Genomic DNA, 14045 nt, shown 5'->3' with positions numbered 1-14045 from the left:
AATGGAGAAAACTTATGAAGATATAAATTCAAAAATTAATGACAAGACAGCAGTAATATTAACAGCAGAAGAAATGGTTTCATTAGTTGAGAAAGAGGGTGTGGAATATGCTGCAGAAGCAGTAGATGTTGTAACTACTGGAACATTTGGTTGTATGTGTTCAAGCGGTGTATTTTTTAATTTACCACAGCCAGATCCACCAATTAAAATAGAAACTATTGAAATTGATGGCGTAAATGCATATCATGGAAATGCTGCAGCGGATTGTTATTTAGGCGTAACTCAAGGGAGTCGATTTTCTGATAAAATTGGTGGAGGTCATGTTCTTGAAAAACTCGTCAAAGGAGAAAATGTGTCAATTCACTCGACAGGGACTGGAACTGATTGCTATCCTCGAAAATCATTTGATGTTTCTTTTGGGCTTCAAGATTTTAATCAAGCAGTGATGATCAATCCACGAAATGCTTATCAAAAATATGTTTGTGCTGTCAATTCATCTGAAAAAACTTTATATACATACATGGGAAAACTTCTTCCCAAATATCAAAATGCGACCTATGGTGGAGTTGGGACAATATCACCTTTACACAATGATCCATCTTATCAAACCATTGGTGTTGGAACTCCAATTTTTCTTGGAGGGACAGTTGGACATATAATAGGTCCTGGAACTCAACACAATCCTGAATCAGAATGGGGAAATATAATGGTTTCTGGAGATTTAAAGAAAATGGTGCCAGAATTTATTGCAGGTGCATTTCTTAAAGGATATGGATATAGTTGTTATATTGGTTTAGGAATTCCAATTCCTATTTTAAATGAATCTTTAGCAAGAACAACCGGGACTCCTGATACTGAAATCTTTACAAGTGTTTTAGATTACTCTACAGGTAAAAGAGAGCGCCCATTTATTCGTCGTATATCATATGCTGAGTTAAAAACAAGACAAATTGAAATTGAAGGAAAAATGGTTCCTGTTTCTTCAACTTCATCGTATAGTAAAGCTCGTAAAATTACTAAGATTTTAAAAATGATGATTGAAGAAAAGAAATTTCCAATTGTCAAACCTATACAGAATTTGCCAACAAAACAAAGTTTTAAAACTTATCAATCGGAGGATGCGTAATATGAATAATTCAAATAAGTTTAATTTAAATATAGAAAACTCTAATGGAATAAACCCAAATGATGCCAACTCTACAAATTCAAATTCATTTGATAAGAACTCAGTAAAAATCAACAAGAAACCAATACAGTTTAATATTGATTTATGTGTTGAATGCGGTTGGTGTACTTCGTACTGTAGATTTGGTGCATTGAGTTTTGACACTAATTATTCGTTTTTATTTAAAGTCGAAAATTGCAAAGGATGTTTATTATGTTTAGATGCATGTCCTCGCCATGCACTTTACATATCATGAAATTTATAATTTTTAACTAGTAATTTTTTGTTAAAAGATCAATTTTCAATTTTTTTTTTCATTAGAATATTATTATCATCTTTGATTCTTATTAACTTAGGTAATTTCCCTTTTTTTCCAATCAGTTGATTTTTTACTATTAATACTCCTAATAATTCTGGGATTAAATTAAATGCATCTATACCTGAATTAATTGCTTCTTTATCATCTTTTCCTTTTACATTATTACAAATAAAAGTTGCAGCTGCATCTGCTAGTGCAGCATTAGCCGCAAATACAACAACTGCATCTGCTTCTCCAAAACTTTCTGCATGGCCGAAAGTAGCTGAGCTGGTTGCCACGCCTATTGGTTTTGATCCACCTTTATATCTAAAACCAAGTTTTGATTTCAATGAAGTTGATAAAACCATTAAACTGATAATAATATCTTCTTTAGAATTTATTGAGATTTCACCTCCATTTTCAACTACAGCGATGTTTGTTCCGGGATTTTGAATCATTACTGAAACCATTCTGTCTGCTATTGCACCAGCAACTGCTGCCATAGGTCCAACATTACATTTAAGACTTGCTTGTTCCATTGCATAAATTAATGAATCTTTATTTACTATTGGATTACTTATAAAAGGAACATATGAATTTCTCCAATCTTTATGAATATTTACAAATTTTTCGAGTTCGTTGATATCATTATAAAATTGAGTCTTAGTTTTTTCAATATTCTCTCGTTTGTCCGTAATAATGGTACAATCTGAGTGTTTGTATTGAAAGTGATGAGAAATCCGTATTTCAGTTGAGTTTTTCACAGTAAGGATTTATTGTTTCTCAAAATTTAATAATTTTTTTACAATTCTTCAAAAATTACAAAGAAATTTTTTGTTTGTATAATAACTGATTAACATATGTAAGTTGAACTCTTTTTTTCTTTTCATTGGGATGAAGTTCCCACTTATTTTCTGTCTTTTAATGAATACAAACCAGAAAAAATTAAATTACCTAAATGAGTATATGTTTGTAGGTGTGAGAATTTTTTAAAGTACTTCTTTTTGGTGACCTCAAAATGAAAGAATTGATTTTCGAAATGATGCAAGAATTGCTAGATATGACTATATTTGAGTTAGAATATAATCATAGAGCGAAAAACAATCCTTTCTCAGAAAAATGGAAAAATTGTACAAGAACAAGATCTCGTGTTAAAAAGATGCAAAACTATCTTTATCGAGCGATATTAGTTTTTTTACGTTCAGAAAAACATGAGAAATTCTTTAATACTGTCTTAAGACCATTTGTTCATTGTAATTATAGTACCTTTATTGAGTCTTTCAAGCGTCAGCAGAAGTATAAAGATAAGAATATTCCACTTGATTATATGAATATTCTATATCAAACTATTTATTTTAAATTAGATCTAGATGAAATATTCATACTTTTGACTAATGTAATTATGTGGGAACATCAGTCCTATCCTTCTCTATTAGAATATGCTATTTGTCAAGAATACCAATCGCAAAATGATATTGATACCAGTGATGATTTGCTACGATATTATATTCGCTTTTTAGATGTGCTTTCTTCCTCTGAGATAATTTCATTATTTGATCTCGATGCTTTGAGAAATACTATTAAAATAGACTATAAAAAAATAGGAAAGAAACCATTAAGTTCTCTTTTACTTTTTAGAGATTGGCCATTATTAAATACAGAGTCATTTCACCGTCGCTTTCCTCATTTTAAAGAAAATTTATCCCACAAAATCGTTAACCCTCCTGAAATGTATTATTCCAACACATTTAATATTCCTTTAAACTGATTAAATCTTGATTATTTTTTTTTAAATAATTCCAAAGATGCATATATTTATAAGAGTTTAGTAAATCAACTAGTATGAGATTATAATGGCACCTGAAGCAATTTCTTCTATGTTTTTTCCATATAAAACATTGTATGACGAAGCCTGGGATGAAGAATGGGCTCAAGATTGGAAAAAAATTACCGAAATTTTTGATAAAATTGAGCAATTAGAACAATTATTCAATTCTTTATATGTTTCAGTTTTACGTGAACTATCTCAGCAAAAATTAATTCTCGATTTGAAGAAATACGCCTATTCGCTTAGCAAAGTGATAATTGATAAATATAAAAGATATGATTAAAAAATAAAAAATTAAAAAAAATTTTTTTGCTTTTATTTTTGATTAATTCTTTTTAAATTCAATCAGAATTTCACCCAATTTTTCTGGAGTTACAGATTTACCACAATAACTGCATTTATAGTTATTTCCTTCATGAATTGCATGAACGTTTTTCTCACGAACTACTGAATAGCAATTTTCATTTAGGCAGACATTAAAACCATGAGTGGTCCAAATATCTGGATCGGGGTTTGATACGGGTGTGAAATCCATTGGATTGGCGGTGACCTTAGTCTGAATTGCTTCAGCATTATCCTTTATAGTTTTTAAAAGAAATGGATGTTTTGTGCTTAAATGAAGTTCAATGGATTCTCCTGTTTGTAGTTTTGCATTTTTGCGTAAAAATTGGATGGTTCGAAGCAAGTCTCGTAAAATTCGCTCTTGTTGAATTTCTTCTGATTCTTCCAAATCCAAATAAATTGCGTACTCTCCCCATTCTGTGGATAAGTAATCTGGATTTTTCGGTGAAGTCTTCCTGATTTTTATTTCCTTTACATTACTCATTTCTTGAATCAATTGTGGGAAAGAAGGTTTAGGGTTGTCGTTTTTAGGAACGATAATTAATCCTTTCGTAGGCCAGCGAAGTTTTATTTTATGTTCAGATTTTAATGAACGCACTTCATCAATTATTCTACGAGCAGTAGCCATTTCTTCTTCAATTTCATGATTATCATATTCAAGGGATGGTTTTGGCCATTGTTCCAAATGAATTGAGAGTTTTAACTGATCTGATAATTCTGAACGGAATATTTTTTGATAGATCTCTTCACACAACATTGGATTAACAGGGGCAAGCAATAGTAGCACACGATATAATACATGCCAAAGTACTGCTAAAGTGGTGTATTTTGAAGGGTCTTTATTTGATGGTTCAACTTGTTCTCGTATAATAGTGATGTACCAGCGAGAGAGATCATTTAATATGAAATTTTGTAAAGTAGCAGGAATTGATGGTAATTCGAATTTTTCAAAATAATCTGTTATTGTGCGAATCAAACTATTTGTTCGAGCCAGAATCCATTTATCTGCAGCAGAAAGTTCATCTTTTTTGATTAAATGTGTCTTAGGATGAAAATTATTTAATTTCATTTTTTCTTGGGCAAATTTGAATGTATTCCAGATTGTATTTAAAACTTTGAACGTATCTGTATATTCTTTGTAATCAAAATTCAAATCTTTTCCTGGGGGAGTACCCATTACTGAATAAAATCTGAATGTTTCAATTCCTTTAATCATTGACCAACGTTTATCATCTTTAATATATTTTGGTTTCCAGTGTTTCTTGTTTTTGGTTGATTTTTGTTTTGTTTTATCGAATTTAGACGTACGTTCATCTGCTGCCAATTCCCGTAAATATTCTTTTTGTTTTTCTGTTAAAATTTCTATATTTCCATTAATGACATCTTGTGGGTCCAAGGCATTTCCTAAAGATTTAGACATTTTCGTTCCATGACTAGTAACCCATCCGTGCATATAGCAAACGTTGTAATTTCTTTTCTTAGTAGAGACCATAGCACTGCATAATAAAGAGTTAAACCATCCGCGGATTTGATCTTTTCCTTCAAGAATAAAATCTGCGGGAACCCATGAATCATAATGTTCATGTCCATCAACAAATTTATGTGATGCCCACATTACTGATCCTGAATCAAGCCAAACATCCATAACATCTGGAATACGGGTCATCTTCTTTCCACATTTATCACATTTCCATGTAACTTCGTCAATCCAAGGTTTGTGGATATCATCAGGACAAGTTCCTGCGATATCTCGTAATTCTTCCATTGAACCAATTACATGCATATTATCACATTCAGGATTTTCACAAGTCCAAATTGAGAGGGGAATTCCCCAGTATCGTTGTCGTGAAATACACCAATCTTGTAAACTGGTTAACCATGATTTGAAATTTGTGGCACCTGCATATTCAGGTATCCAAAATATTTCATCATTTTCTTTTAACATTTCATCTCGCAATGCTGATGTCTTGAAAAACCATTGCTCGGTGGCTCTATATACTAATTTAGTATGACAACGCCAACAATGTGCATATTCATGTGAAATTGCATCTTCATGAACCAATGTTCCCCGTTTGTGGAGCATTTCAATAATTTCACGATTTGCATCATGTACATACTTACCTTTAAAGTATTCTCCTGCATCTTTCGTATAAGTTCCATCCATAGCGACTGGTGAATAGATCGGTATCTTATAGGAAACACCAACTTCGAAATCTTCAGGACCGTGTCCAGGTGCTGTGTGAACTAATCCACTTCCTCCGGTTTCTTGGACATATTCGTGAGAAAGAATGATTGTATGAACTAATGGTTGTTCTTTTTCTAATTCTGATTGCTTTGGTATTAAATCTGCAAAGGGATGGATATAGCGTTTTCCTTCAAGATCGCGTCCAGTATAACGTTCTCCATATGAAAAACCGTCTTCTGCATTTACAACCAATCCTAATTTATTTTGGAGGAGATCTGAAGTGGCTGCAATTGCCATAATCCAGAATTCGTCTTTCACCCGCATTTTGACATATTCAACATCTGGGTTGGCCATAATATTTGTATTGCTGATTAAAGTCCAAGGTGTTGTGGTCCAAATGATGAAAAACGTTTTGGGATCATCAACTGATTGAAATTTAACAAAAATAGCTGTATCAGTTATATCATGATACTCATATTCATGTTTGGCTAAAGCAGTAGCACATCGTGGACAGCAGTTTTGGGGTTTATAGAATTTGTATAAATACCCATTTTCCCATGCACGTTTAAGAGTCCACCAGATACCTTGAATATATGTATTTTTTAATGTTACATAAGGATTATCCCAGTCCCAGAAGGTGCAACCAAGACGCTTGAATTGTTCATTCATACTGGGAATTTTACTTTCTGCATAAGCTCTGCATTCAGAAATAAATTTATCCAATCCAAATGTCTTAATTTCTTGCTTATTTTTAATTCCTAATTTCTTTTCTGTTACAACTTCAATTGGTAAACCATGAGTGTCATAACCAGGAGTATCAGTTACACGAAATCCTTGCATTCGTTTATATTTAATGACAAGATCTTTCATGATTTTATTCCATGCAGTGCCTAAATGGACATCACCTGTAGTATATGGTGGACCATCAATAAATCTAAAAGTTTTTTCTTCATCAGTGGGTTCTTGAGCTTTAATTTTTTCGTAGATTTTTTGTTTCTCCCACCATTGTAATATATTTTCTTCAATTTTTAGTAAATTTAGATTTCCTAAGGGTTTCATTGTTTTTTCCTCAATTATTTTAATATATAGTTGAAATTTTTAAAGTTCCCGCCATTTAATCAATTTAAGATTTAGGTAGATTGTTTAATATGATGAACAAATTTTCATCTTAAAAAAAGATAATTGAATCACACTTGCTTTTTTTATCGAATTCTTTCAAATTTCAACGCATTTTCTTATTTCAGAATTATTCATCTTATTTGATTGACTTTGATCTCCCTAACTAATTAATAAGAAATTAATTTCTTTTTGATAGTGTTTAATATTACTTGCGTCTGAAACAAGATAATTATAGGGAGCCAATGAAAAGTGTTATGCGATAATTTGAATAATAGCGCCTGAGATGATCTTAAACAACTCCGTTGATATAGAAATAAGAATAGATGTTTCAGACGCGGGCATAATTTTCACTTATTCCTTTAGGACAGACCTATTTAAACTAAGATACAAATATATAAAAAGTTACGGGCATGAATGAAAAGAGCTAAGTAATTAAGTCGAAAGGAATTGTCAAATGAGTTGCTTTATCAAAATAACCTTATATGAACAGTTAACTTGGCATTATAAAGGAAAAAAGAAAAAATCAAAAAGAAATCTTGAGTTTATTTATAATTGATTATTGTATCTAATTGAAATTGCTTTAATTTAGCGAATCTGTCGGTTTCTAAATCTTCGCTGAATTGAGCTTCCCTTGCTAAAAATTGTTTTAATGCTTGGCGAACTGCCTCACTTCTTGAAGGATAAAATCCCAGATTGACCATTGTTTCTATTCCATCTAAATATTGATCTGGAATGTTAATCGTTACAATTTTCATATTTTTGAATTCCCCATGGTTATCTTTAAAAATGATAATAATATCTTAAAAAATGGTTGATTGTTGTTCAGATTTAAATCTTTCGATTGACGAGATTACAATGCGTCAATATTATCATTTTGTCGGAAATATTATTAAAACTTATTGGAAGAAGACGCATGGGTTCTGTTAGTACTTTAAATAGGTTAAGGATCTTATGTCAAAGGAGAAATATTCTATAAATAAAACAGTTCATAAGTATTAAAGATAAATGTGCGAATAAGTTTTAATATACTCTAAAATTTCAAAAACCAGTTTTTTTTAAAGTATTCATTATTTATTTTTACGAAATTATTAATTCAAAAAAGAGCATCTTCAAATAACTAGAATTCTATTATTTTTTAGTATTAATCTTTTAATTGAAAATTTAAATTAAGTTGATCACTAAGCAATGTGAAACATTCTCATGGTTCGACCTCAAGTATCTGATAATATTTGTGTTCGGTGTAAAGGTGCCCGTCTTCTTTGTGGAAAGTCAAAATGTCCTATATTACTAAAATACAGTGTATTAAAAAGTACTCTTTCTGTAGATCCTGGGCAATTCAAGGGTAAACAAGATATCTTTGGTGCTTCACCTCCTGCGGTTTTTGTTGGCCATGTTGGTTATCCGCATGTCAATATAGGACCATTAATTCCTATTGGTAATTTTTCCGCACAAAAAGATACAAGATATTTGGATTCACCTGAGAGTTGGTTTGGTAAGGATATTAATGAAATTATTGCTTATCGATCTGGTTTAGTACGTTCAAATTTTACTATGAATGTGAAGTATAATTTACCAATTTCAGAATTAGAAAAAGAACTATCAAGATCCAACTTAAAACTACTGGAAGCAACTCAAGAATTAACATTAGCTTCTAATTCTGTGGATACAGAGGCAAAACTTAGCCGAGTACGAGTAGGAATGCTTTATGGAACTCATTCACCACCACAAGGTCCAAGTGGAAGAGCAGAAAAAATACAAATTATCGATAATATTAAGGTTTTAAAACCTGTTGATAAAGCTGTTAGCGATACCGATTTAAAAGCAGTAGATGCAATTGAAGAATACCTATATCATGCAAAATCTTTAAATGTAACCTCCATTCAACGCATTTTTTCTGCTGGTTTATTAGGGGTTAAACAAAACCGTCGTTTAGTGCCGACGCGTTGGAGTATTACTGCAGTGGATGATATAATTGGTAAATATTTAAAAAAAAAGCTCCAGCATTATCCATCTATTGATAAGTATTATTCATTTTACGGGGAATATCTTGATAATAAATTTGTTATTATTTTTATTCCGGGACCGTGGGCATACGAAATGAACGAATGTTGGAATCAATCATCCATTTGGAATCAAGCAATTCCTGGTTTAAATATCCCAATGCAAGCAATTCAACCTGTGATTGTGAATGATTTTGAATTTGAACAAGGAAGAAAAAAATATGCTGATCATGTAACTGGTGCTTATTATGCTGCGCGAAAAGAAATTGAAGAATTTTTAGTTAATAGCAGACGACAGGCACGAGTAATTGTTTTTAGAGAAGTATCTGGTGGATATGTAGTTCCTCTTGGTGTGTGGGTAATTCGAGAGACAGTAAAACAAGCTTTAGCTAACGGTTGGAAGGGTAAAAATGTAAAAATTCATGAAACTCTAGAATCAGCTCTTACTAGAGTTGAATCCAAATTATCCATTCCTCTAGAATATTGGAAACATGCTAGTAACCTTCTTTCTTATATCCACAAACAAAAACGTTTGGATTTCTGGATACGTTCATCTTAGTTATTTTACTAAATATGAAAAGATTATTAAATTGCGAATTCACTCCTTTTCATGATCACATTGCATAGTAACTTTCCAAAATGCGGTAGATCTGATATACTCGCGACTTCATTACATTTTAGAAATAAAATTGTACTTAAGATCATTTTACTATCGATATTATTTAGTGGAGTATGGTATTCAACAATCTTTGTTCCTTTACAAAAAAATAATGAGGATCAAATTAATTTAGTTCAATCTTCTGCAAGAATTTCCAATAATAATACATCAACAAATTCAAGCAATAATTCAGCCGCGATTTATATGGAATATTATTATCAACCTGGTTGTTCTCTTTGCATTGAAAAAGAAGCTGTAATTGATCACTTTTTGATGGATTTTACTGTAAATTACACAAAAATCGCGGTTTTATATGGTGTAAATGAAACATACTACTACTCTCGATTAAATAATCTTAGTTTACCTCGTATCGGAACACCTGGTGTGATCTTTTTAAAAGAAGACTATGCAATTGGTTTAGGGTATAGTAAGATTACATATGATCAATTAAAATCAACTTATTTTATTATAGCGAATTATACTTCTGGTGGAAATAATAAAAATTCACCGCGAGAAAATATCACACCATGGATTTCGTTCGTTTCTGGTGTGTTAACAGGATTATCTCCTTGTATTATTCTGATTTTAGCTGTTGTAACTCCCAGTTTTTCTGCAGAAAAGCTAAACAAGAATCAATTTGTAAAAATTTTTTCTGGATTGTCGTTAGGAATAATATTTATGTATATTTTGCTTGGTTTGATAATTATTGGCACATTTGAAGCATTAGCAAATTTGATTTATTTAACTGGCTTTAAGTGGATTTTGGGAGGTTTTATGATCGGATTGGGATTATGGTACATTATTGATTCATTTTCTGAGAAAAGCAAGCTATTTTCTACACCAACTTCAGTAAAAAATTTTATATCTAAAATGCTACGTAAAGGATCCTTTATTTATGGATTTATTTTAGGTTTTATATTTTCATTAATCAAAATTCCTTGCATTGGCGCCATAATGATTTCATTATTTATGGGGTTAGTTGAAAATCCTATTTTCTTTGCTGTAAATTTAGGATTTTTCTACTTGGGATTAATTCTTCCTTTAATAATTGTTTTAATTCTCTTGCTTCATGGAAGTGAATCAGAAAAAATTAACCAAATAAGGATAAAATATCGCCCATTACTTCGAATATTATCTGGTCTTGCAATTATTGGATTGACATTGTATTCACTTTTAGGAGTATAATTAAAACAAAAACAGAATAAAAATATTTAACCAATCATCACCAATAAGAAATAGTAACATACATGAATTCTAATAAAATTCTATGCATTCGAAGGCAACGATCTTATGACTCCTCCGCTTTCAGGTTTACCTTCTTCAAGATCTTCACCAAAATATCATAAAAATCCAATGGATATTTATCAATTGATAATATCTAAAAATCCAATTGATAATAAGGTTGGATATGATTCATTTTTAAGAAGAACACATTGGTTGAAGGCGAAAACACCTGAATCATTAAAAAAATTTGCATGTCAGCAGTTAAATGTTAAGGAACGCAATGTCATTGCAAGTCTGAAGATGGTAGAACCTGCATTTCTATGGGCTTCGCAAGATGGTTTAGAAAGTGCTAAATTGGTAATGGTTGAAGCCGCTTATAAATATACTCAAAGTATTGGAGATACTTTTCCTCCAATTGTTGTCTGGAATTTTTTCGATTCACAGAAAATGCGAATGATTGTACATGATGGTCATCATCGCGCATATTTTTTTCACCGTATACGAAAAAGGGTTCAAGTAGTGTTGCTAGAACCTATTGGAAATTATGATCAAATGGAAGATAAATTCCGATATGCATTTCAAATTCAAAAACGTGTCATAGATCTACCTGTATCTCGCACTCGGAATTTTTCGGTGATTATATCATAGAAATTCATAGAAATTCATAGAAATTCATAAAAATTCATAAAAATTCATAGATATTCATAATGAAACGAAATGTTATCAAGATGTAAGTTAATAATTGCTCTAAAAACGATTATAAAAAAATGATAATTTAAAACTAGGAATTAATTGAAAATTATCTTAAAAATTAAATGGTGATCATTTCATGCAATTTCAAAAACCTGAAATTAAATGGCAGTTCATTAATGTCTCTGAATTCACTCCAGAGCATTTAAAGCATTTTTCACTGGCAGATATACGAAAAATGTTTTTACGTGTGAAAGATCCCATGGTTCCTGAATTGGCTTACCTCTCATTTTTACAGCATAGTATGTGGGGTGTGGAGTTTGATATTGAGCGAGGTATTCAAAAAGTACTAATGCAGCTACGATTACCACTCTTTAATGATCAAGGTTTAAGTTGGAGGCAAACATTTATCAATCCTCATATGGTTTGGGCCACTGAAGATTCACTTGATTATGATACTTATGAAATGTTAAAAGCTGGTATCCCTTATATGTTACAAACAAAGAAACCAATTCCACCTGTTATTGTTTGGTTAATTAAGGATGATAGTCGTTATAACTATGTCTGTCATGATGGTCATCATCGAGTGAAATTTTTTGCCCAATATGGAGGGAAAATGCCTACAATTTTATTGGAATATTGGATCGATAATCGAGACTCACCATTACTAACAAAGAAATTGCCTTATATGAAAATTGATAAATATGTCAAAGATTTACCAATTATTCAGCGTGATTTTTAGTTATAGAAGAAAATTTTAAGATAAATATTTGAAAATATAAGCTAAAAAGCCTAATTACTACTCTTTTAAAGAGATCCCTTCTTTATTTAATGTATGAACTCTTTGGAAAAATATCAATTTGCAGTTAGAAAATTTGAAGAATTTCATAATTATTTCGAAATTTCTGATTTTCGAAAATTTCTGCTTCTGATCTTAAATTTAGATGCTGGTGGTCCTGAGGCCATGATGCAACAGTTAGGAATGGGTGCAAAAACACGCTTAATTCTTCCTTATGATCCTGAAAAGAAAATATATTACACAAAAGTAATGTCTGGATTATCATATCATAATCAGATGGTTATTTATCATAAAAGTGAGAAGATTTCTGATACATTCATTAATGAATCAAATTCACCTTTATTTACAAAATATCTAAGTGATTATGAGAGAAAGAATCTTCTTCCAGGTAAATTTAAAATTCTCACACCAGAAATGCAAGATTATACCAAAAATATATTGAAAGGGAAAAATGCAACAAAAGCAATTGTTACTGGAGTTGAATCATTATTCTTTAATCTTGGTGAAATGATTGTAAGTCAACAGGCAAAATTTTTGTTTCTACTTGAAGATCCAAAGGCAGACATATTATTTTCTATGAATATTTCATTCAATCCTAACTTAGAAGCAGACCATATTCAAATGCTTGATGTATTTGTTGATGAAGAACATAAATATAAAGATCATACATTTATTCGGATGAAGGAAGGGGAAATGGAAATTGATTTATTGGATGAAATTAAAGAATTGAGCCATTCTGAATTGTACAAATCGCATTTTACTATAATTGTTCCGATAAAATCTTTAGAATCTCCATAAATTTCTGTTATTCTCTTTTTTTTTATTTTATAATAAATTTCTTAATTATTCATCCGTAAAGAGTAAATCGAATTCTTTTTTAAGGAGCAAGAGAAAAAATAACACATGAATAAATCTATATTGATTATAAACGGTTCTCCTCGAAAAAATGGATTAACCTATTCATTGGCTAAAATTTTCCAAGATAAAATTCAATCTTTAAATGATAATGAAAATAATAAACTAATGCAGAAAATAGACATTGAAATAATGCATTTGACAGATTTCAGTGTTAAGCATTGTTCTGCTTGTGATAATTGTCTTCGAAAACCTTATTTATGTCCTTTGGATGAGAAAGATGATTTTCAGATTATTTCTGAAAAAATGCTAAAAGCATCTGCAATTATTATAGCAACTCCCACTTATTTTTCAAATGTTTCAGGATTAGTCAAAGATTTGATTGATCGTAGTCGACCTTTAAAAATGGCCAAATACAAACTTAAAAATAAACTCTTTTCTGTGATTGTAACTTCTGGATTGCGCGCAGGGGGATTAAATGTAGTCCAGAATTCACTTATCCAGTATGCCTTAATTCAAGGGATGATTGTGGTTGCTGCATTAGGCCATCCTGTTTTGATGGCAAATTTACCTACAGAAACAAGTCAGAAAATGGAGCTTACAGATTTTAGGAAATCTTCTGATATTTCTGGAGTTGCAAAAGCAAATTGTGAAGCATTAGCTGAACGTTTTTGGATAATGCTTCAAGATGGTTTTTCATTTGAATAAAATCAAAGAAATATTATAATGAAAATTAATGATTTTATTTATAGTTAGAGAATTTCCTAATTCCCATGATTTACTTTTTTGTGGTTAGATTTAAGAAGTCACCTCTCCATTTTGCAGGTAATTAGAGTTGGAAGAACAGTTCCAACCATTTGATATGATATATTCAATTTTTTA

The 14045-nt window shown here is 30.9% G+C and carries 13 protein-coding genes; 10 read left to right on the top strand and 3 right to left on the bottom strand.

Going from position 1 to position 14045, the window contains the following annotated elements; translation table 11 throughout:
* Position 1 precedes the first annotated feature (1 nt).
* Together ACXLDF_RS01395 and ACXLDF_RS01390 are read left to right on the top strand one after the other, a co-directional pair.
* Positions 2–1126 (top strand): homocysteine biosynthesis protein, encoded by a 1125-nt coding sequence (locus ACXLDF_RS01395; protein ID WP_457556699.1) that lies wholly within the window; start codon positions 2–4, stop codon positions 1124–1126.
* Positions 1119–1421, top strand: a complete 303-nt coding sequence (locus ACXLDF_RS01390) for an ATP-binding protein (protein ID WP_457556698.1) — start codon at positions 1119–1121, stop codon at positions 1419–1421. Before ACXLDF_RS01395 ends, ACXLDF_RS01390 begins: the two co-directional genes overlap by 8 nt.
* A gap of 38 nt (positions 1422–1459) precedes the next feature.
* On the opposite strand, the gene ACXLDF_RS01385 is transcribed toward ACXLDF_RS01390, so the two are convergent.
* Positions 1460–2227 (bottom strand): UPF0280 family protein, encoded by a 768-nt coding sequence (locus tag ACXLDF_RS01385; RefSeq protein WP_457556697.1) that lies wholly within the window; start codon positions 2225–2227, stop codon positions 1460–1462.
* A 254-nt stretch (positions 2228–2481) separates the two neighbouring features.
* Here ACXLDF_RS01385 and ACXLDF_RS01380 point away from each other — a divergent pair, with 254 nt between their 5' ends.
* Positions 2482–3231 carry a hypothetical protein gene (locus ACXLDF_RS01380; RefSeq protein ID WP_457556696.1) on the top strand — a complete coding sequence of 250 codons (750 nt, stop codon included), beginning with the start codon at positions 2482–2484 and terminating at the stop codon, positions 3229–3231.
* A gap of 85 nt (positions 3232–3316) precedes the next feature.
* Positions 3317–3574 (top strand): hypothetical protein, encoded by a 258-nt coding sequence (locus tag ACXLDF_RS01375; protein ID WP_457556695.1) that lies wholly within the window; start codon positions 3317–3319, stop codon positions 3572–3574.
* Between the two features lie 42 nt (positions 3575–3616).
* Here the strand turns inward: ACXLDF_RS01375 and ileS are convergent, their stop codons facing one another.
* Both ileS and ACXLDF_RS01365 read right to left on the bottom strand, forming a co-directional pair.
* On the bottom strand, positions 3617–6877 hold the full coding sequence (ileS, locus tag ACXLDF_RS01370) for an isoleucine--tRNA ligase (RefSeq protein ID WP_457556694.1): 3261 nt from the start codon (positions 6875–6877) through the stop codon (positions 3617–3619).
* Positions 6878–7479: 602 nt separating this feature from the next.
* Entirely contained in the window at positions 7480–7692 is a 213-nt protein-coding gene (locus tag ACXLDF_RS01365) for a ribbon-helix-helix domain-containing protein (RefSeq protein WP_457556693.1), read from the bottom strand.
* A 445-nt stretch (positions 7693–8137) separates the two neighbouring features.
* Here ACXLDF_RS01365 and ACXLDF_RS01360 point away from each other — a divergent pair, with 445 nt between their 5' ends.
* The 6 genes from ACXLDF_RS01360 (at position 8138) to ACXLDF_RS01335 (ending at position 13871) form a co-directional block, all read left to right on the top strand.
* Entirely contained in the window at positions 8138–9496 is a 1359-nt protein-coding gene (locus ACXLDF_RS01360; protein WP_457556692.1) for an Nre C-terminal domain-containing protein, read from the top strand.
* A gap of 51 nt (positions 9497–9547) precedes the next feature.
* The gene (locus ACXLDF_RS01355) at positions 9548–10780 is read left to right on the top strand and encodes a cytochrome c biogenesis CcdA family protein (protein ID WP_457556691.1); all 1233 of its coding nucleotides are present in this window, start codon (positions 9548–9550) and stop codon (positions 10778–10780) included.
* Positions 10781–10885: 105 nt separating this feature from the next.
* Positions 10886–11467: a hypothetical protein gene (locus ACXLDF_RS01350; protein ID WP_457556690.1), complete on the top strand. Its 582-nt coding sequence runs from the start codon at positions 10886–10888 to the stop codon at positions 11465–11467.
* Positions 11468–11648: 181 nt separating this feature from the next.
* Positions 11649–12251, top strand: coding sequence for a hypothetical protein (locus ACXLDF_RS01345; RefSeq protein WP_457556689.1), 603 nt, complete (start codon positions 11649–11651; stop codon positions 12249–12251).
* Between the two features lie 93 nt (positions 12252–12344).
* Complete coding sequence (locus ACXLDF_RS01340; RefSeq protein WP_457556688.1) at positions 12345–13106, top strand: hypothetical protein; 762 nt, start codon at positions 12345–12347, stop codon at positions 13104–13106.
* A gap of 105 nt (positions 13107–13211) precedes the next feature.
* Positions 13212–13871: a flavodoxin family protein gene (locus ACXLDF_RS01335; RefSeq protein ID WP_457556687.1), complete on the top strand. Its 660-nt coding sequence runs from the start codon at positions 13212–13214 to the stop codon at positions 13869–13871.
* Positions 13872–14045: the final 174 nt, after the last annotated feature.

This window comes from Candidatus Harpocratesius sp., assembly GCF_054039255.1.
Note: the sequence above shows the minus strand (reverse complement) of the source record. Positions and strands in the feature narration are given on the sequence as shown.

Coding starts and splice junctions, on each gene's coding strand:
- ACXLDF_RS01395 (WP_457556699.1), top strand. CDS start 2: ATGGAGAAAACTTATGAAGATATAAATTCAAAAATTAATGACAAGACA.
- ACXLDF_RS01390 (WP_457556698.1), top strand. CDS start 1,119: ATGCGTAATATGAATAATTCAAATAAGTTTAATTTAAATATAGAAAAC.
- ACXLDF_RS01380 (WP_457556696.1), top strand. CDS start 2,482: ATGAAAGAATTGATTTTCGAAATGATGCAAGAATTGCTAGATATGACT.
- ACXLDF_RS01375 (WP_457556695.1), top strand. CDS start 3,317: ATGGCACCTGAAGCAATTTCTTCTATGTTTTTTCCATATAAAACATTG.
- ileS (WP_457556694.1), bottom strand. CDS start 6,877: ATGAAACCCTTAGGAAATCTAAATTTACTAAAAATTGAAGAAAATATA.
- ACXLDF_RS01365 (WP_457556693.1), bottom strand. CDS start 7,692: ATGAAAATTGTAACGATTAACATTCCAGATCAATATTTAGATGGAATA.
- ACXLDF_RS01360 (WP_457556692.1), top strand. CDS start 8,138: ATGGTTCGACCTCAAGTATCTGATAATATTTGTGTTCGGTGTAAAGGT.
- ACXLDF_RS01355 (WP_457556691.1), top strand. CDS start 9,548: ATGATCACATTGCATAGTAACTTTCCAAAATGCGGTAGATCTGATATA.
- ACXLDF_RS01350 (WP_457556690.1), top strand. CDS start 10,886: ATGACTCCTCCGCTTTCAGGTTTACCTTCTTCAAGATCTTCACCAAAA.
- ACXLDF_RS01345 (WP_457556689.1), top strand. CDS start 11,649: ATGCAATTTCAAAAACCTGAAATTAAATGGCAGTTCATTAATGTCTCT.
- ACXLDF_RS01340 (WP_457556688.1), top strand. CDS start 12,345: ATGAACTCTTTGGAAAAATATCAATTTGCAGTTAGAAAATTTGAAGAA.
- ACXLDF_RS01335 (WP_457556687.1), top strand. CDS start 13,212: ATGAATAAATCTATATTGATTATAAACGGTTCTCCTCGAAAAAATGGA.